Source organism: Aeoliella straminimaris, assembly GCF_024054565.1.
GTDB classification, from domain to species: Bacteria; Planctomycetota; Planctomycetia; order Pirellulales; family Lacipirellulaceae; genus Aeoliella; species Aeoliella straminimaris.
In genome coordinates this window covers 266,078-283,437 of record NZ_JAMXLR010000061.1, presented here as the reverse complement: position 1 = coordinate 283,437, position 17,360 = coordinate 266,078, and the positions used below count along the sequence as shown (strand labels likewise).

17 protein-coding genes are annotated in these 17,360 nt (G+C 59.6%); 7 read left to right on the top strand and 10 right to left on the bottom strand.

Annotated features, from left to right (window positions below):
- Positions 1-3: 3 nt before the first annotated feature.
- Complete coding sequence (locus tag NG895_RS18315; protein WP_252853966.1) at positions 4-681, bottom strand: amidohydrolase family protein; 678 nt, start codon at positions 679-681, stop codon at positions 4-6.
- 242 nt (positions 682-923) lie between these two features.
- Between NG895_RS18315 and NG895_RS18310 the strand changes: the two genes are divergently transcribed.
- Positions 924-1,955 carry a 3-deoxy-7-phosphoheptulonate synthase gene (locus tag NG895_RS18310; RefSeq protein WP_279676528.1) on the top strand — a complete coding sequence of 344 codons (1,032 nt, stop codon included), beginning with the start codon at positions 924-926 and terminating at the stop codon, positions 1,953-1,955.
- A gap of 52 nt (positions 1,956-2,007) precedes the next feature.
- On the opposite strand, the gene NG895_RS18305 is transcribed toward NG895_RS18310, so the two are convergent.
- Positions 2,008-2,580, bottom strand: coding sequence for a DUF6985 domain-containing protein (locus tag NG895_RS18305; protein ID WP_252853965.1), 573 nt, complete (start codon positions 2,578-2,580; stop codon positions 2,008-2,010).
- A gap of 502 nt (positions 2,581-3,082) precedes the next feature.
- Between NG895_RS18305 and NG895_RS18300 the strand changes: the two genes are divergently transcribed.
- Positions 3,083-3,634, top strand: a complete 552-nt coding sequence (locus tag NG895_RS18300; RefSeq protein ID WP_252853964.1) for a hypothetical protein — start codon at positions 3,083-3,085, stop codon at positions 3,632-3,634.
- 28 nt (positions 3,635-3,662) lie between these two features.
- Here the strand turns inward: NG895_RS18300 and NG895_RS18295 are convergent, their stop codons facing one another.
- The 4 genes from NG895_RS18295 to NG895_RS18280 all read right to left on the bottom strand — a co-directional run bounded on the left by NG895_RS18295 (position 3,663) and on the right by NG895_RS18280 (position 8,697).
- Positions 3,663-5,090, bottom strand: coding sequence for a serine/threonine-protein kinase (locus NG895_RS18295; RefSeq protein WP_252853963.1), 1,428 nt, complete (start codon positions 5,088-5,090; stop codon positions 3,663-3,665).
- A 76-nt stretch (positions 5,091-5,166) separates the two neighbouring features.
- Positions 5,167-5,958: an RNA polymerase sigma factor gene (locus tag NG895_RS18290; RefSeq protein ID WP_252853962.1), complete on the bottom strand. Its 792-nt coding sequence runs from the start codon at positions 5,956-5,958 to the stop codon at positions 5,167-5,169.
- A 75-nt stretch (positions 5,959-6,033) separates the two neighbouring features.
- Positions 6,034-7,710, bottom strand: a complete 1,677-nt coding sequence (locus tag NG895_RS18285; protein WP_252853961.1) for a Na/Pi cotransporter family protein — start codon at positions 7,708-7,710, stop codon at positions 6,034-6,036.
- 279 nt (positions 7,711-7,989) lie between these two features.
- Entirely contained in the window at positions 7,990-8,697 is a 708-nt protein-coding gene (locus tag NG895_RS18280; RefSeq protein WP_252853960.1) for a protein kinase domain-containing protein, read from the bottom strand.
- 259 nt (positions 8,698-8,956) lie between these two features.
- On the opposite strand from NG895_RS18280, the gene NG895_RS18275 reads away from it, so the two are divergent.
- The gene (locus tag NG895_RS18275; protein WP_252853959.1) at positions 8,957-9,685 is read left to right on the top strand and encodes a PEP-CTERM sorting domain-containing protein; all 729 of its coding nucleotides are present in this window, start codon (positions 8,957-8,959) and stop codon (positions 9,683-9,685) included.
- Positions 9,686-9,869: 184 nt separating this feature from the next.
- Here NG895_RS18275 and ggt read toward each other — a convergent pair whose 3' ends face one another.
- Together ggt and NG895_RS18265 are read right to left on the bottom strand one after the other, a co-directional pair.
- Entirely contained in the window at positions 9,870-11,528 is a 1,659-nt protein-coding gene (gene ggt, locus NG895_RS18270) for a gamma-glutamyltransferase (RefSeq protein WP_252853958.1), read from the bottom strand.
- Positions 11,529-11,687: 159 nt separating this feature from the next.
- Positions 11,688-12,227: a hypothetical protein gene (locus NG895_RS18265; protein ID WP_252853957.1), complete on the bottom strand. Its 540-nt coding sequence runs from the start codon at positions 12,225-12,227 to the stop codon at positions 11,688-11,690.
- A gap of 438 nt (positions 12,228-12,665) precedes the next feature.
- Between NG895_RS18265 and NG895_RS18260 the strand changes: the two genes are divergently transcribed.
- The 3 genes from NG895_RS18260 to NG895_RS18250 are packed head-to-tail and all read left to right on the top strand — an operon-like array spanning position 12,666 to position 13,722.
- Positions 12,666-13,202 (top strand): DUF4365 domain-containing protein, encoded by a 537-nt coding sequence (locus NG895_RS18260; RefSeq protein WP_252853956.1) that lies wholly within the window; start codon positions 12,666-12,668, stop codon positions 13,200-13,202.
- Positions 13,180-13,452 (top strand): hypothetical protein, encoded by a 273-nt coding sequence (locus NG895_RS18255; RefSeq protein ID WP_252853955.1) that lies wholly within the window; start codon positions 13,180-13,182, stop codon positions 13,450-13,452. The genes NG895_RS18260 and NG895_RS18255 overlap by 23 nt, the downstream gene beginning before the upstream one ends.
- Before the next feature lie 12 nt (positions 13,453-13,464).
- A complete protein-coding gene (locus tag NG895_RS18250; protein WP_252853954.1) occupies positions 13,465-13,722 on the top strand; it encodes a hypothetical protein in 258 nt (85 codons plus the stop codon).
- Between the two features lie 25 nt (positions 13,723-13,747).
- Here the strand turns inward: NG895_RS18250 and NG895_RS18245 are convergent, their stop codons facing one another.
- Complete coding sequence (locus tag NG895_RS18245) at positions 13,748-15,418, bottom strand: phytoene desaturase family protein (RefSeq protein WP_252853953.1); 1,671 nt, start codon at positions 15,416-15,418, stop codon at positions 13,748-13,750.
- Between the two features lie 160 nt (positions 15,419-15,578).
- On the opposite strand from NG895_RS18245, the gene NG895_RS18240 reads away from it, so the two are divergent.
- Positions 15,579-16,709 (top strand): glycoside hydrolase family 18 protein, encoded by a 1,131-nt coding sequence (locus tag NG895_RS18240; RefSeq protein WP_252853952.1) that lies wholly within the window; start codon positions 15,579-15,581, stop codon positions 16,707-16,709.
- Between the two features lie 87 nt (positions 16,710-16,796).
- Here the strand turns inward: NG895_RS18240 and NG895_RS18235 are convergent, their stop codons facing one another.
- Positions 16,797-17,279 carry a SixA phosphatase family protein gene (locus tag NG895_RS18235; protein WP_252853951.1) on the bottom strand — a complete coding sequence of 161 codons (483 nt, stop codon included), beginning with the start codon at positions 17,277-17,279 and terminating at the stop codon, positions 16,797-16,799.
- Positions 17,280-17,360: the final 81 nt, after the last annotated feature.

Here is a 17,360-nt window from a genome sequence, read left to right as displayed (position 1 = left end):
TGGTCACTCCCCAATAGCCGCGGCGTCCATCAATCGGCTCAACGCACCGCACGCGCAGGAAGCGCAGGGGGGCGATGTGAAGGCTCCGCCCGCGCTGGCGGATGGCAAGTTCGCTCCACTCATTTCGAGTAGCAGGTTGGTGAAGACCGCATCTAAATCTTCGCGGTTTGGATGGCGAAGTTCGGCGAGTTGGGAATTGTCGTAACCAAAGCCAACCACCAGCTGAATCTTGTCGACCGCCTCCTTGTTCGCTTCCATCCAATCTTTCAGGGTCTGCTGCAAAGCAGCAATGTCCTTGACCTCTCCGTCCGGCGGCGCCAGCAAGTTCGCCGAGAGTGCCTGCAGTCCACCTCCCATCACGTGCCCATGCGCATCGACGAAGCCTGGCAGCATCGTTCGACCTTCGAGGTCGATCAGCTTGGTGGCGTCGTCCTGGAGCTTGAACACTTCCTCCTCCGTGCCGACCGCGATGACGATCCCATCCTTCACCGCCACGGCTTCCGCAGCTGGCACCGAGTCGTCGATCGTCAGGATTGGCCCGTTCTGGTAAACGATGTCCGCCGATTCGCCCCACGCTACGCCGGAAATTGTTACCAAGCAGGTAGCCACTAGAGACCTGGATACGAGCCCGTTCATGGTGCCGACCTTATCGGAAGAGGAGTTATCATAGAGGGCGGTCATGCGGCCCCTGTCGCGTGCGGCCTGGTACTTTGCAGTATATGGCACAGAGCACCGGCCCACAGTTTTACTGGAATGCCCGGTTCCCCCCCGGAGTAGCCGACCCTACACAAGCCGGTGGGCTCTGCCGTAGGATTTGGCCTGTCCGACCCATAAACCGGGGCGGAATGAAGACTCGCTGCGGAGATTTCGGCTTGTGGGCGGAAGTCGTCGTGGAGCACCCGCTATAACCAGGCGAACTGAAAATGCAGACCGACGACCTTCGCATCACCAAGATTCACCCGCTGCTCACCCCAGCGCTATTGGAGGAAGAGATTCCCTCCACCGAGGCGGCCGGCCGGTTGGTCACGGACAGTCGGCGGGCGATTGAGCAGATCTTCGACGGCACCGACAACCGCTTGCTGGTGGTGGTGGGGCCCTGTTCGATTCACGATCTCCAGGCGGCGGAGGAATACGCCGAGCGGCTTCGCCGGCTGACTGAGGAGGTCGAATCGAAGCTGCTGGTGATGATGCGGGTGTACTTCGAGAAGCCGCGGACGGTGATCGGCTGGAAAGGCCTGATTAACGATCCCGATTTGGATAGTTCCTACCACATCAACAAGGGGTTGCGCCTGGCGCGGCGGCTGTTAGTCGACATCGCCGAGATGGGGCTGCCCGCCGGTACCGAGTTCCTCGATACCACGCTGGGGCAGTTCTACACCGACCTGATCAGTTGGGGCGCCATCGGCGCCCGTACGGCCGAGAGCCAGACCCATCGCGAGTTGGCCTCTGGGCTGTCGATGCCGGTGGGTATCAAGAACCGCACCGATGGCGATATCCAGGTGGCGGTCGACGCCATTCGCTCCGCGCGGCATCGGCACTTGTTCCCTTCGCTCACCAAGGGCGGCATGCCGGCCATTCTCGAAACGGCTGGCAATCCCTACTGCCACCTGGTGCTTCGTGGTGGTCGCGAAACGGGGCCCAACTACTCCGCCGAGGCGATCTCGGCGGCCTGCGAGAAGCTCGCCAGCGCCGGACTGCCGGAGGTGCTGATGATCGACTGCAGCCACGGCAACAGCGAGAAACAACCCGAGCGACAACCGCTCGTAGCCGTCGAGGTGGCCAAACAGCGGGCCGCAGGCCAATCGGCGATCAAGGCCTTGATGATCGAAAGCCACTTGGTCGCCGGTCGGCAGGATGTCGGCAAAGGCGAACTCGTCTACGGCCAGAGCATCACCGACGCGTGCCTCGGCTTCGAAGAGACGGCCGACTTGCTGCGTCGGTTGGCGGAAGCGTAACTCTCACGTGCGATTGCAGGCCTTTTCCCTAACGTAGGCACCAAGCGTTGGGTCACGTGATATTAAAGGGTCTTGCGTCCGATGCGTAGCCCGTGCCGATGATCTTGGTGCCGTCGGTCAAAATGCCGATACCGTGTTCCATCTCGAACACAGCGTCGAAACAGATTTCCGCCAGTGGTTTGTTGTCGTAGTCATAGACTTCCTGGTGAACCAATATCGTTGGACTTCCCAGCAGTCGAGCAAGGTTCTCGGGGGAATCGATCTTCAGGTTCTTGAGCGATCCCGTCTCCAGTGACAGATCTTCGTAGATGCTGGCCACATTGCCATGCCACCACATGCCCGATGCGGGTCCCTCGCCTTGCACATCTCTGAACAACGCCTTCAGCAACTTGGCTGGCAGCACCTCTTGGTTTTTGATGACGCGTTTGGCAATCGTCACAGCAGGCTTCGTAGGTAACTCCTCCTCGTCTTCGACTTCGAACTGCAATGGTACGCGCGAAGTCCCTGCGTTTCTCTTGCCAGGTCCATACTTGAAGGCCTTGAAGGCGGGCAATGTCAGTGTCTTCGTCCAGCAGAACTCGTCGAACGTGAAGATACCCAAGTCGGCGTGAGACCACGTAGCCAATTTTCATCTCCCAAAAACTACCAAGTAGCGTCATGGCGACCAGTGTTGGGATGAGTTCCTGAATCCGTGTGGCTATCAAGATATCCCCTCCGCGCCGACCGGTCTAGCAAGCGACCAGGTCCGAAGGCTCTAACGAATCGACGCGTGCAGCTGTCTTGCGTGCAGGATTGCTGAATGGGAATGATTCTAGCTCACTTTTCGATGACACTCCTCCGCGCGTGCTCAAGATGCCCAGGTGTCTTCTGGGCCGCGGCCTCTTCTATGCGTTTCTGAAATCAAAGAAGCCGTCGAATAATCCCTTGGGCACGCACAACCGGGGTGCCAGGCACCTCGCCAAGAGGCGTGGCAGGTGACCGGCCTCACTGCCGACTGGTAGAATGCGCTGAAACAATCGTAAGCGTGTGCCTCGCGGCGGGGTGCCTTACCCGAGAGCGGGTTGATGCACGCAGTCAGCAGTAGGGACCGCTTCGTATACAGTCGCGGGCCAAATTGAGGGGGAGCGATGAGTGGCACTCTCCGTCCAATCTATTCCTATCAGGTCGACGCTCGTGACATCATGACGAGCGTAAACGCCGAGTGGCTGGCCTTCGCGGCCGAGAACAACGCCCGCGAACTCCAGGAGTCAGCCGTGCTGGGCCGCTCGCTGTGGGATTTTGTGGCAGGTGGAGAGACGATTCGGCTGTATCAAACCCTGCTCACGCGGATCCGAAAGACTCAGCATGCGGTTGTGTTGCCGTTTCGGTGCGACTCGCCCACGCTTCAGCGACACATGAGGATGACAATCACCCCCGAAGATTCAGAGGAAATTCGATTCGACTGCGTGATCGACAAAGTCCGTCCCACGGCTCACCTGGCCGTATTGGATCCGGCGCAAGCGCGTTCGCGAGACCATCTCGACATGTGCAGTTGCTGCAAACGGATTGACATCGAACCTTTAGGCTGGCTGGAGGTGTCCGAGGTCGTGGGCCGTTTGAATCTGTTCGAGGCAGTGCAAGTACCGACGATGCGGCAGACGGTTTGTCGCGAGTGCCAACAGCAGGCGGGAGTGCCGTAGGTTGCGAATCGCACGCGCAGTTGCCTGTTCATGCGTGGCGAAAAGCAGCTCTTACCTTGGAGTTTGTCATCACGGCGAGTACCCAGATTCCGATGGGGGCGGTCAGCGGAACGAATATCGATAGGGGCACTAACGCCATGACCGCGCCAAACAAGGCGAGCCGGCGTGATTCGAATTGCAGCATCTTCAGGCCACTGAATAGCATCGGTATGCCGGCTGCTCCCGTCAGAAAAAATATCCAAGCAGTCGCCTCAGGATTATGGCCGATCAGCAGCGGGAAGTCGTGCCAGTAGTTTCCTCGGCTCAACAGCCAGATCCACAGCAAAAATCCGGTGAGGTTCACTCCGCCACCTACCAGCATTGCGATCGCTGGCCATCGCACCGTGTTGTATAGGTGCTCGTCACCAGCTGCTGGCGGGTCGACAAGGCTTGCTGAATGGTCGGTGGGCGGCGCGGCGTGAACTCCACAGACCTGTTCGACGCCCGTTTTCACTTCGCTGGCATGTTGATACCGACGTGCCGGTTCACGAGCCAGTGATCGCAGGACCACTTCGTCCAATCGAACATCCACTTCTACCTTCTTGGATGGCGGATCAAAGTGCCCCATCGGCGCCTCGCCGGTAAGCATCTCGTAGAACACGACCCCCAACGAATAGATATCCGCACGGTGATCAACGCCATGAGTGCTTTCCAGCTGCTCGGGTGCCATGTATCGGGGCGTGCCCATCACTTGGTGGGTGCCGGTGAGCCTGAACTCTCCTTCCTTTTGGGTGGACAATTTCGCAAGACCGAAGTCCGCAATCTTCACCCGGCCCCGTTTGTCGATCAGGATGTTTTCGGGCTTGATATCTCGGTGCACCACGCCCTCGTCGTGGGCATACTGGAGGGCATCGCAGATTTGCGGCACGATGGCCAACGCCTCGTTCGGCATCAGTTTCCCATCGCTTATCAACTGTCGCAGATTGACGCCGTCGACGTACTCCATGATGAAGTAAAAGAGCGGGCGATTCGGTTGGTCTTCCGCGGTTGGCCATGCTACCTCACCAAAATCGAACACATTGACGATGTGTTGATGGCTTAGCCGCGCAAGTGTTTTGGCCTCGCGGTTGAACCGCGAGGCAAACGTCCGATCGAGCGTGGCCTCGGGGCGGATGATCTTGAGCGCTACCAGTCGATCGAGATTTGTCTGCCGTGCCTTGTAGACGGCTCCCATGCCGCCGTAGCCGAGCAGACTCAAGATCTCTAACTGTGGAAACTCACCGGCGAGCTGCTCGGTTGAGGGAGGCACGAACCCAGAAGCTGCGGGGCTGTCGATCGTTGGTGCCTCGGGGGCCGACTCCGCCAGGACGGCATGGCTCTCCAGTCCAGCCGCCACCAGGCACCTGGGGCAGAGTCTGGCCGGGGCGTCGTCGGGCAATTTAGCACCACAGTTTGGGCATATCTGCGGGTTACTCATCTCGGTTCTCCAACTGAAAGGGCGGTTCTACCCCTCAGTACAGGAATGCTGACCGGGCGTAACACAGTTTTTTGCTCTATTCCCTCAGGGTGGCCAGCAGCCGTCCGATTTCCTCATCCACTTCCGCCTCATCCGCCACGGTGCGGGCAACTTCCTCACGAAAAAGTTGACGATACCGCTTCCGCAGTCGGTAGGCGGCCTGCTTTGCCGCAGCCGGCGTCATTCCCAACGCCGCAGCCGCCTTCTGATAGTCGACGGCTTCAGAATCGCCTGCCAAACCCACCTTCAGGTGTTCGAAGTGGTCTTGCTTGCCAGCGTCCACCAGTTCGGCCCGCACTCTTTCCAGGACGTGCTCCAGGAGTGTTGTCACCCACCTTCGTTCGAATAGTTTCTCAGGTGTGCACTCGTGACTTGGCTCCAGGCGGAACTTCGACTCTCCCGCGTCGAGGTCGAGCGAGAGCTTAAGCCTTTGGCCGCCACGTTTCAGTGCTTGTTCCTTGTGCCACTGGTTGGCGAGAAAGTTTCTTAAAGCAGTGAGCAGAAACGCCCGGAATCGTCCCCGACAGCGATCGGCACGGGCAACAGCACCCGATTCCAGCAGGTGAGCAAAGAACGCCTGCGTCATGTCCTGTGCATCGTCAACGTTCTCTACCTTCCGCCGTACATAGACATACAAAGGGTACCAGTACAGTTCGCACAACTGGCCCAGCGCTACTTGGGCATCAGAATCGTTGGGCTTGCCCGCTGTGAGGACAATACTCCACTGAGTGGTGGCAAAACCACCAGGGTTGGCATTATTCAGGCGATGAGTTTCTTTGCCCGGCATGCGGCCATTGTAGTAGGTCGCCGATGGGGCGGAAACTGACACTACGATGCGGCAGACGGTTTGTCGCGAGTGCCAACAGCAGGCGAAGATGTCCTAGGTTACCGCGGGCCGCGCAGCCTACTTCACTCCCGACACGGCTTCGGCGATGTTCTGCACGTGATCGAGCAGTCGGGTATAGGCGTTGAGCGATGCCAGGTAGGCCACGTTGACCAGCGGCGGTACGTCGCCGTTGGACAGGGCATCGAGATGCTTGCCACGCAACCGCTTGATGTGGTTGCGCATGCGTTTGTCGGCTGGGGCGGTCTCGACCAGGATGTTCTTGTTGCCCTGCTTCAGGGCGCTGTTGATGGAGACGAGTTGCTGCAGCACTTCGTGGTTCAGATCCCTGAGCCCGTTGCGCTGTTCGGGCGAGAACCGGTGGCCATCGCGGCGGAGTTTGCGGTCGAACTTGTCGAGGTCGGCCACGTAGTCGCTCAGCGATTCGAACTCATCGGCCATGCGGAGTTGGCGTCGCGCCTCATCGGCCACAGAATGGGGAACATTGCCTGAGAGCAGGTTGGTGATGAACACGGCGATCTCGTCCTGAATCGAGTCGAGCACTTGCTCGCGGCGTTTGAGACGATTGGCCAACTGCTTGTCGGGATCGTCCTGTTCGCGAAGTTCGATCAGCCACCCCAACATCTTCTCGCACCCGTTGCCCATCCGTTCTAGCTCCACCCGAGACTGCTCGATGGCTATCGTGGGCGTGTCGAGCATCCGCATGTCGAGATCGGTGAGGTGCGGTTTCTCTTTGAAATCCTTGGAGGGAACCCACTTCTCGAGCAGACGGACGATCATCGGCACAAAGGGGAAGAACAGCAGCGTATTGGCGATGTTGAAAATACTGTGCGTGGCGGCGATGGCCGGCGTGGTGTTGGGATAGGTGGCCTGGCCATCGACCATTGTCACGGCGTTTACGTCCATGTGCAGGAACGTTTGCAGCAGCCACTGGATGAACTCGATGTACCAGGCGAAGATCAGCGTGATCCAGAAGACGCCAAGGATGTTGAACACCACATGATAGTAGGCCGCGCGGCGGGCGTTGGTCGTCGTTCCGAGCGAAGCGAGCAGGGCGGTAATCGTGGTGCCGATGTTCTCGCCCAGAATCAGGGCGGCCGCCGTCTCGTAGCTGATCACGCCCTGCGAAGCGAGCGAGATGGTGATGCCCAGCGTCGCGGACGACGACTGCACCAACGTTGTGAGCAGACACCCGACCATCGCGCACTTGAGTACGCCGAAGTAGCTATCGGCCTGGAACGTGTGGAACCAGTCTTCGAAGCCTGGGTTCTCCTTAATAATGGTGCAAGCGTCTTTCATGATCTCCAGGCCGAAGAACACCATGCCGATGCCCATGAAGGCCATGGCCCAGTACCGCCAGCGATCGCTACGGGAGAACAGGAAAACGAACGCGGCCGCGCCCAGCATCGGCAGGCCGTACTTGCCGATCTTGAGGACCAGGATCCAGCCGGTGATGGTGGTGCCGATGTTGGCACCCATGATCACGCCCACCGCCTGCATCAGGCTCATCACGCCACTGTTGACGAAGCCAACCACCATGACCGTGGTGATGGAACTCGATTGCACAACGCACGTGACAAGCACGCCGACAATGATGGCGAACAGACGGTTGCCGGTGACGGTGCTGATGAGTCGACGCAAGCTGCTGCCCGCCACGGTCTGCATGCCGTCGGACATGTTCTTCATGCCAAGCAGGAAGATGCCCAGGCCGCCCACCAGCTCGAAAACAAGCTGCATCAAAGAAGAAAGGTTCAACGACTCGTACCCGCCAGCTGAGCAGTGTTAAGATTGCGTTAAGGGGACAACTGGTTACGAGTATAGGCCGGACGACCGTGTTTTCAACCGCCGGAGTCCCGCGGGCCGTCACATTCCAGGGAACTCCCAGGCACGAGGTCCGGGCAGCAATTTTTGCCGTCTCAAACAGCGGCCAGAAGACAATCAGGTACAGTTGGCCGCCCGTACGGGGTGGGGCTAGCCATGGGCCGCCAGGGGGTGTCCGCAGGCTCGGATGCAGGCTCACCGGTTCTCGGCTTGCCAGGCCTCGATCGCTTGCAGCACTTCCGTAGCGGACTCATCCCGATGCTCCGGCTTTTTCGCCAGCATCTTGCGGCAGATAGCCTGCAGGCCAACCGGTACATTCTCTCGTACCGTTTCCAGGGGCGGTGGTTCATCGGTTTGGTGTTGCAGCAGCCGCTCGGACACCGAGCCAGTAGCGAACGGGGGCCTGCCCACCAGCAGGAAATACAGGACGCAACCCAGGCTGTAGATATCGGCTCGTCGGTCAGCCCGCACTGCACCCAAAGCTTGTTCTGGGGCCAGGTAGCCAGCGATTTCGTCGGCATCGGCCAGGGTTGGTTGCAATTCCACGCGCTTGGAGATAGCCGCTGCGTCGCGGAGGATCACGCCATTGTCCTTGAGCCCGATATTACGGGGCGATAGCCAGCCGTGCATCGCGTTTACCTGGTGAAAGCTTGCCAGTTGGTGGGCGATGGCCCGCAGGATGCCGACAGCTTCTGCTATGGAAAGTGCTCCCTTGGTAGGCAGGTGGTTTGCCAGTGTTTGGGACAGCGGCGGCTCGTCCGATTCGGTCGGGCTGGAGCCGAGGTCATCCTGTAGCTGGCCCTCTACTTTCCCTTCGACGATGGAGCAACCACACCACGGGCAAGTGCCAGCCAGCAGCTTCGCATGCGCCGTTTTGCAGCGTCCGTCCATCTTGCTTGCCATGGTGGGTGAGCCGAGACCGCACTCGATTATACTCGTGTAGGGGCACTTCTGTGGTGCCAAGAACCTGCTCCAACCCCACTTCCTACTGCACAAAATGGCACCCAGTCGGGGCAGCTCAAGTCGCGAAAAAAGGCCAGAAACTTTGCTTTTCTCTTGACTCTGGTTGCGGTGGGAGAATAGTCTAAGGGCCGGGGATGGCTAGGGCTGTCACGTAAAGTAGGCGGTTCATCTTCACTACTTTGGGGAGGGAGTTAGTCTAATGAATCGGTTGATGTGTGCGCGTGCGGCTGCAAGTCTTGCGGTCGTCTTCTTCAGCTTTTCCGCTGCTTTAGGCCAAGCATGGGTCGAAATTGGCGATGCACCTGACGACATTCCCAACCGTCAGGATACCAAGGGGGTGGGTGCCCTTACTCAGATTCGCGGAAGCACGGGGGCGGATGATGATTGGGTGGATGTCTATTCCATCATGATCACCGATACCACCGCGTTCTATGCCACCACCGAAGAGTCTTACGGCAACATGACGGCGTCGGCCACTTTCGACACCCGGCTCTTCCTGTTCAACGAAGATGGTACGCCAGCCGTGGCGAACGACGACTTCATCGGCGAGCCGAATTGGCGTTCGTTCATTTCGGATCCGTCGACCTTCCCCAACACGGTTGCCGCTTCGGCTGCGAATGTCTCGCTCACGCCCGGCAAGTACCTGTTGGCGGTTACCGGGTATGACAACGATCCACTCGACGTCACGGAGTTGATCCTGTTCTCCGACACCGGCAGCATTTCCTCGGACAATCTCGAACTGCATGGTCCCAACCCTGACGCGGGTGCTTTTTCCACTTGGGAATTCGCCGGCGAGTCGGGCGACTATGTCGTGGAACTGGGGGGAGCCGAGTACTGTGCGATTCCCGAACCCGCAACGATTAGCATCGCAGCTTTGGGCGTGCTTGGTCTGTGGGGCGTTCGACGCCAGCTTCGCAGCACCCTGTAGTGCCGCAGCTACAATCCTTAACTATCAACACCCCGGCAACTCATGTTGACCGGGGTGTTTTTGTGCGTGGGCTTCTATTCTTGTGACAACGCGCAATCAAACCCATCTCACCAGCGCCCAGATGAGCATCGTCGGGTTGAAAGCGCCGCAGTGCATTGGATCAACACGGCTTCACGGGTCGACTTCAGAATCCGATCGCAACGCCATCCTTACGTGATTCGGTCGCTCCGTAGTACACGCCGCGCTCTCTGTCGTACCAGATGGCCTGGTAGCCGCCGAAGTCGCCGTTGCCGAGCTTCACCGCATGCCCGAGGCGTGCGAGTTCGCGAAGCGTCTCATCGCCGACGCCACTTTCGACGTATACGGTGCCGCCCTCTTCATCGGCAGGAACACCCGTTGGTGTCGATGAACCATCGTGACGCACCCGCGGGGCATCGCCGGCTTCTTGCAGGCCCATCTCGAAATCGAGCAGGTTGACGAGAACCTGCACGTGGCCTTGTGGCTGCATGTCGCCCCCCATCACGCCGAAGCTCATCACCGGCTGGCCCTCTTTCGTGACGAAGGCGGGGATGATCGTGTGGAACGGCCGCTTGCCCGGTGCGTAGCTGTTGGCGTGGCCCGGCTCCAGGTTGAAGAGCTCGCCGCGATCTTGAAACGAAAAGCCAAGCCCCGGCGGGCAGGGCCCCGCGCCGAAGCCGCGGAAGTTGCTCTGGATCAGCGACACCATGTTGTGATCCTTGTCGGCGGTGGTCAGATAAATGGTATCGCCATCGCGGAGCACAGGATCACCGGCCTCCACGTCTTTCGCAGCCCGCTGGGCGTCGATCAGCTCGGCCCGCTTGGCGCCGTACTCGTCGGAAATCAACGCTGCGACAGGCGCCGGATTGAAAGCCGGGTCGGCGTAGAACCGGGCGCGATCCTCGAAGGCAAGCTTCTTGGCCTCCAGAAAGTAGTGCAGATGGTCGGCACTGCCAAAGCCGGCCTTCGCCAGATCGAACCGCTTGAGCATTTGCAGCATCTGCAGCGCGGCAATGCCTTGCCCGTTGGGTGGAAGCTCCCAGACGTCGTAGCCGCGATACTCGACGCTCACTGGCTGCACCCAATCGCTGCGATGATTGGCCAGGTCGTCGTAACGAAGGTAGCCGCCATGATCGCGCATGAAGCGGTCGATCACTCGGGCGATGTCGCCGCGGTAGAATTCGTCCGCCCCGCCGGTGGCAATCTTCTCGAGCGTCTTGGCCAGTGCGGGATTGCGAAACGTCTGCCCGTGCGCCGGCGGTTTGCCATCGACCAGGAACACGTCCGCCCAGCCCGGCTGATCGCGTCGCGCTGCCACGCCGCCGGCCCAGTACTTGGAGATTACCTCGGTGACCGCGAAGCCATCGCGGGCGTGGGCGATGGCGGGTGCGAGCACCTGCTCGATGGGCAGCTTGCCAAATCGCTTGTGCAGCGTGAACCACCCGTCGACGCAGCCTGGCACCGTGATCGGCAGCATGCCGTACTTCGGAATGGTCTCGTGGCCCAGCCGCTCGAACTCCGCCAGCGTGAGCGCCTGCGGGCTGCGGCCGCTGGCATTCAGTCCGTAGAGCTTCTGTGTTTCGTGGTCCCACACAATGGCAAACAGGTCGCCACCCAGCCCGCACGAGGTCGGCTCGGTCACACACTGCACGGCATTGGCCGCAATGGCCGCATCCACGGCGTTGCCACCGGCACGAAGGATCTCGATGGCCGCCAAACTTGCCAGCGGCTGACTCGTGGCCGCCATACCCCGCGTGCCCACGGCCGGTGATCGCGTAACAAACGTGCGGCCTTCTGGTCGATCGACTGCCGAGCTAGTTTGCATGGCCACTAGGATCCCTAAACCTAACGCAACGATGTATGGCTTCATGATCAAACGAGGTGGGTAGAACGGATGCTGCCTGACGCGGATGAACTGCTGCGGTGGATTATAACCGAGATGGCAGACCGGATGGGGAAGCGGCGAAGAGGTTGCCTGTGGGCTTTAGAGCAAACGTTGCCATTCTCGCGGCACGGAATCAGGCCAAACAGTGTAGTTCAGCGTATCGGGACCGATGAACAGAGCCGCTCCTTGAAACAACGAGTGGAGATGTCGGAAGTACTGGCACGCCGCCACAAAACGTGTATGAGTCTCTGCACGAGGAAGCAAGTTCTCGCGATAGAAGATGATCTCGAGATTTCCCGATCGCTCGAACATCAGTTTGAGGGTGAACGTGTAACCGGAGAAGCTCACGCGGTAGTCCACGTGAAGCATTTGAATTCGCCCTGAGCTAAAGAGGGAGATGTATTCCGACAGCGAGTAGGTGCGATGCCAGTCCGCTTCGGTCGTGTTGTCGCCCCACACACTGTTGGAGCAATCCAACTCGGAATCGGTCAACTGGGCAAGAGAAGACTCGAGTGACTCCGGACCAATCGCAGGAATGTATCCTTCAAAGAAACACATGCCCTGGTTGAACATCTCGTCGAACATCCAAGCGAAATCAGTCCATGCTTGTTCGACGGTTTGATCGAATGGTGAGTGCATAGGTTGAATAGAGGTACGGCTAGTTACATGGCGATACGAAGTGACGTTCGGTCCAATTGTAGCTTTTGGGAGAAGCAAGTGAGAATACATGCCGAAGAGACCGTGCGTGGCCGCGCGATTGCAGAAGGATTGGGAGGCACTGCTGGCGCAGTTCATCTCGACAGACCGTCGTAATCTCTCGACTCGCTAAGGACCTGATTTTGGTGCCCGATGACCGTAGGGCAGCAGAGGCGTACGGGCTCTGTAACATCAGCCATCCCACGGTTCGTCACTCCATACTCGATAGAGAATTGATGCGAAACGAGGGAAACAGGCGGGACGAAACGGCAGCGACGTCTTCCAGTACTGATACTCGAAATGCTAGCAACCTCTCGGAAATCCATCTATATTGACTCGAGTTCATCTGATAACTTTTGCAGGCTCGCCAATCCACCCAAAATGTCCGACACGCCTCGAAGAAAACGACGTACGCGTGAACACGTAATAGAGGACTTGAGTGAGAACCATTTAGAGCGGTTCGTGCTTCTGAAGGGACACGTACTTCGGAGGCCTGAACGCGATTATGGTGTTGATGTCACGATGTTTCATTTCGCAACCAACGGCGAAATTGAGAACGGAGAAGTACGGTTTCAGTTGAAAGCAAGCGAGAGTTTGAAGGTCATCAGCAATGGGTCGGCAATATCGCTACCAATCAAGACGGGAGACCTGCACTACTGGTCATTGGAGGTGTACCCATTTGTGCTGGTCGTATTTGACGTCAAAACCGATACGGCGTATTGGCTTCACATTCAGGAATGCGTAAGTCGCCAACCAGAATTGGTAGATCCTGACAAGGAAACGGTGCATCTCCACATTCCACTGGCAAACAAATTGAATGTCAATTCGATCGATGACTTTCGCCGCAAGTCGCTCGCGACCGTTGACAACCTGAGAAACCAAGGAGGGTATCCCGATGCCTCGCGACCCCCGAAATGAGCTGACGATTGATAGCCTGCAGGCCTTCCTGTTGCGATTGGGATTCGAGCCGTTGGCCAAAGTAAACAGTTCGCTGGCGTTCTTGCATTCTGAATCCGGAACGATCATCTCACTTTCGGTTCCGAGTGATGGTCGCACTGTTCGATCGGCAGATTTGTTGTCCGTACTGACGCGACTGGATTCGGCAGGGTTGGTCAATGAGGCGGATATCGAACAGTTCAGGCTAGGCAAGCTGCCAATAGCCTCGTAGCGGGAGCACGCCGTGACCAGGATTACGTACCAATGGCTGTTCGCATATTTAGAGCAGCTGGGGTTCGTGGATACGTCCCCATCGGACTTTGAACGCGTGTTCGAGCATCAAGAACGCGATATTTTATTGGCGTTTTCGCTGCTAGATGACCGCTCCGTAGATCGCCCAGTCCGCGCCGCCGACTTCGTGTCGGTTGAGTTTCGACTTCAACAAGAGGGGTTACTCTCTGGAACACTGAACGACGCGGAATTGCGGCAGAGCAAAAGCTGAACCCCAAATGCAGCGCGCCACCACGCTACCGCCAATCCCTCAAAATCTCCCCTGCAGCGTTCTTCCCACACGCCCCCATCACGCCGCCGCCCGGGTGGCTGGCGGCGCCGCATAGATACAAGCCTTCGATCGGCGAGTGGTGGTCGGCCCAGCCGGCGATGGGGCGGAAGCAGAACAGTTGGTTGGCGTTCATCGCTCCCTGCATGATGTTGCCGCCGGTGATGCCGTACACCCGCTCGAGGTCCACCGGGCTCAGCACCTGCCGGTGCTCAATCACGTCGGGCACGTTGGGGGCGTACTCGCCGATCACCTGGACGCAGCGGTCGGCGAACTGCTCCTTGATGTCGTCCCAGGTCACGCCCACGCCGACGCTCGACCCGGTTCCCTCGCCCGCCAGTGGAAGATTCGACAGGTGGTACGGCGCAAACTGCACGAAGCACGACAGGATGTGTTTGCCGGGCGGGGCGATCGTGTCGTCGACGCTCGAGGCCATGGTCATCTCGATCACCGGCGACTCGCTCGGCCGGCCGTACTTGGCGTCGTCGTACGCCCGCTCGATGTACTCCAGCGACGGCCCGATGTGCATCGTGCCATGGTGATGCGGGGCGATGCCCGTCGACGGCAGCGCGGTGAAGTTGGGCGGCTCGGCCAGGGCCAGGTTGATCTTCATCGAGGCCGACGCATAGTCGATGTTCTCGATGGCCTGGCGGAAGTTCTCGGGCAGCACGCTGGAGTCGAGCAGCTTGAGGTACGTGAGGTTGGCGTCCACACTCGAGGCGACCACCGGCGAGTCGAGCTGCGAACCATCGGACAGCGTGACGCCAGTCACCTTGCCACCTTCGGTGTGAATCTCGCTGACGGCCGTTTCGCGCAAGATCTCGACCCCCATCTCGGTGGCCGAGCGGGCCACGGCGTCGCTCAGCGCGCCCATGCCGCCGCGGATGTAGCCCCACACGCCACGGGCGCCGCCCGCCTCGCCCATCACGTGATGCAGCAGCACGTACGCGCTGCCGGGCGAGCTGATGGAGAGGAACGCGCCAATGATGGCGTCGGTTGCCAGCGTGGCCTTGAGCGCGTCGGACTCGAACCAGCGATCGAGAATCGGCCGCGCGGCGCCGGTGAGTATCTCCACGGCGGCCGGCAGGTCTTCGCCCAGCGCGGCCATCGCCTGGTACAGCGACCACATTTTCTTGGTGTCGCGCATCTTCTTGGTGAAGCTCGCCTTGCGCCATTCGTTCGGCAGCGGCAGCGGATCGGGTGCGGTTTGGCTGAGCACCGGCTCGAGCACGCTCGCCACGCGTTCCAACAGTGCCTCGTAACGCGGGAAGGCCTCGGCGTCGGCGGCGCTGAACTTGGAGATCTCGCGGTGGTTGAGTCCCGGTTCGGGGCCCATCAGCAGGCTGCGACCATCCGGCAGCGGCGTGAACGACGAGGGGGTCCGCGGTAGGATCTCCAGGCCGTGGGCGCGGAGCTTCAGGTCCTGAATGATCTCGGGCAGCAGCAGGCTCACCACGTAGGCGGCGGTGGAGACTTTGTAACCGGGCCACAGTTCCTCGGTCGTGGCGCAGCCCCCCAGCACACCGCGGCGTTCCACGACGGCCACCTTTTTGCCTGCCTTGGCCAGGTAGGCGGCGCAAATCAGCCCATTGTGCCCACCACCAATCACCACCGCATCGTATGCCGCTTGTTTTGCCATCGAACTCGAACTCGGAAACTGAGGAATGCTTCAATCAGGCCTGTTGCAGACGCACCAAAGGGCCTCTTTTTCCATCGGATGCCGGGTAGCTGGTGGCACGGTGAAAAACCGTAAGACACAATAGGACAGCCGAGTTCAGGTGAAATGGGAGGAGTTGCGCGTGCACGGCAATTGGAAAACCTTGGCGATTGTGGCGATTGGTGCGATGGTGCTAGTTGGTGCGCGCCCCGCGTCTGCGGACGACCGAGTGATGATGGGCTACTACGCCACGTTCGGTGATCTGCCGGTGGCGGACATTCCCTTCGCCCGTCTGACGCATATCTCGCACGCCTTTCTCACCACCGACGAGCAGGGTCAGCCAGTTACCGGCAAGGAGGTCCCCAATCGCGAGCTGACCGACGCGGCCCACCAACACCAGGTGAAAGTGCTGCTCAGCCTCGGCGGCGGCAACACCACGGCGGCCATGAAGTCCATCACGGCCGACAACGATCGCATGACCAAGTACGTGGACGAAGTGGTAAAGCTGGTGGTCGACAACCACTACGATGGTGTCGACATCGATTGGGAGCACCCCCGCACCGCTGCGGAGACCAGGCAGTTCGTCGCGCTGGTCAAGGCGTTCCGCACGAAGCTTGACCAAACGGCCAAAGCCAGCGGCCGCAGCGAACCCTATATTCTAACCGCCGCGGTAAGTGCCACCGAGTACTTTGGCAAGTTCATCGATGTCGACGCGGTGCTTGGTGACCTCGATTGGTTGAACGTGATGACGTACGACTTCTCCGGGCCATGGGACCGCGTGGTGGCGCACAACTCGCCGCTCATGCCTTCGCAGAACGATCCCGGCCGCACCTGGCGCTCGGTGACCTCGGCCATGGAGTACTGGCAGCGCGAACGCGGCGTGCCGGCCGACAAGCTGGTGTTGGGGCTGCCGTTCTATGGACGCGGCTTTCCAGCCAGCCAGAAATACGCACCTCTCGACCGCGCACAGCGAGCCGACCATCAGGTGCTGTCCTACGTGCAGATCCGCCAGTTGCTGAAGAAAGACTGGAAGGCCGAGTGGGACGACGAGGTAAAAGCCCCCTGGATGATGTCGCCTGCCGACACCAGTTTGTTGATCGCCTACGACGACCGTAACTCGATCTATCGCAAAACGGTCTGGGCCCGCGGCCAACAGTTCCGCGGCGTTTTCTTCTGGGCCCTACACCAGGACCGCATGTCCGACGGCAAAAACTGGCTGGTGGAAGCGTCGTACAGGGCGTGGCCGAAAGGGGAGTCAGCTGCAAAGAAGTGACTAACCACAGCGGACACAGAGTTCACGGAACGAAAGAATCAGTTTGGTGTTCCAAAAATTCGTGCTCTCTATGCTCTCCGTGGTTACCTAGACCCCCAGCAACTTCGCCGTTGCCAGCCAGTAGAGCTCGCCGGTGCCGAGTTCAACCTGGTCGTAGAACCTGATGGCGGCCACCGCGCCTTTGGCGAAGCGGATCGCGCTGTTGTCGCCGCCCAGCAGTGCGGCGGCCAGGTGGGGCATATCGGGGTTGTGGCCCACCCAGCAGACTTGTTCGGCCGCGTGGTGGTTGGTCCACTCGACCAACTCATCGAGCTCGGCCCCAATCGCCAGCGAGTCGAGCGTCGTGATATGCCCGCCACATGCTTCGGCAATCAACTCAGCCGTTTGCTCGCAGCGGACGTAGGGACTCGTGGCGATGGCCTCGAGGCGCATCCCGCCGCGGGAAAGTTTGCGGAGTACGTGCCGGTACCGCTCGACTCCCTCGATGGTGAGCGGCCGCTCGCTGTCGTCCGGCCATTCCGGATCGCCATAATGCCCCGCCCAGGCATGCCGTGCTAAATAGAGATACATATTTTGTATTTGCTACTAAAACGCGAAGTTCTCAAAGAGGTTGTCTCTAGACTATTTACCACAACGACACGACGGCCACTA

Excerpts from the sequence above, each read along its gene's own strand:
- NG895_RS18315 (WP_252853966.1), bottom strand. The coding sequence starts at position 681 with ATGACCGCCCTCTATGATAACTCCTCTTCCGATAAGGTCGGCACCATG.
- NG895_RS18280 (WP_252853960.1), bottom strand. The coding sequence starts at position 8,697 with ATGGCAAGCAAGATGGACGGACGCTGCAAAACGGCGCATGCGAAGCTG.
- NG895_RS18235 (WP_252853951.1), bottom strand. The coding sequence starts at position 17,279 with ATGTATCTCTATTTAGCACGGCATGCCTGGGCGGGGCATTATGGCGAT.
- NG895_RS18275 (WP_252853959.1), top strand. The coding sequence starts at position 8,957 with ATGAATCGGTTGATGTGTGCGCGTGCGGCTGCAAGTCTTGCGGTCGTC.
- NG895_RS18245 (WP_252853953.1), bottom strand. The coding sequence starts at position 15,418 with ATGGCAAAACAAGCGGCATACGATGCGGTGGTGATTGGTGGTGGGCAC.
- NG895_RS18285 (WP_252853961.1), bottom strand. The coding sequence starts at position 7,710 with ATGCAGCTTGTTTTCGAGCTGGTGGGCGGCCTGGGCATCTTCCTGCTT.
- NG895_RS18295 (WP_252853963.1), bottom strand. The coding sequence starts at position 5,090 with ATGAGTAACCCGCAGATATGCCCAAACTGTGGTGCTAAATTGCCCGAC.
- NG895_RS18255 (WP_252853955.1), top strand. The coding sequence starts at position 13,180 with ATGCCTCGCGACCCCCGAAATGAGCTGACGATTGATAGCCTGCAGGCC.
- NG895_RS18310 (WP_279676528.1), top strand. The coding sequence starts at position 924 with ATGCAGACCGACGACCTTCGCATCACCAAGATTCACCCGCTGCTCACC.
- ggt (WP_252853958.1), bottom strand. The coding sequence starts at position 11,528 with ATGCAAACTAGCTCGGCAGTCGATCGACCAGAAGGCCGCACGTTTGTT.
- NG895_RS18265 (WP_252853957.1), bottom strand. The coding sequence starts at position 12,227 with ATGCACTCACCATTCGATCAAACCGTCGAACAAGCATGGACTGATTTC.
- NG895_RS18260 (WP_252853956.1), top strand. The coding sequence starts at position 12,666 with ATGTCCGACACGCCTCGAAGAAAACGACGTACGCGTGAACACGTAATA.
- NG895_RS18300 (WP_252853964.1), top strand. The coding sequence starts at position 3,083 with ATGAGTGGCACTCTCCGTCCAATCTATTCCTATCAGGTCGACGCTCGT.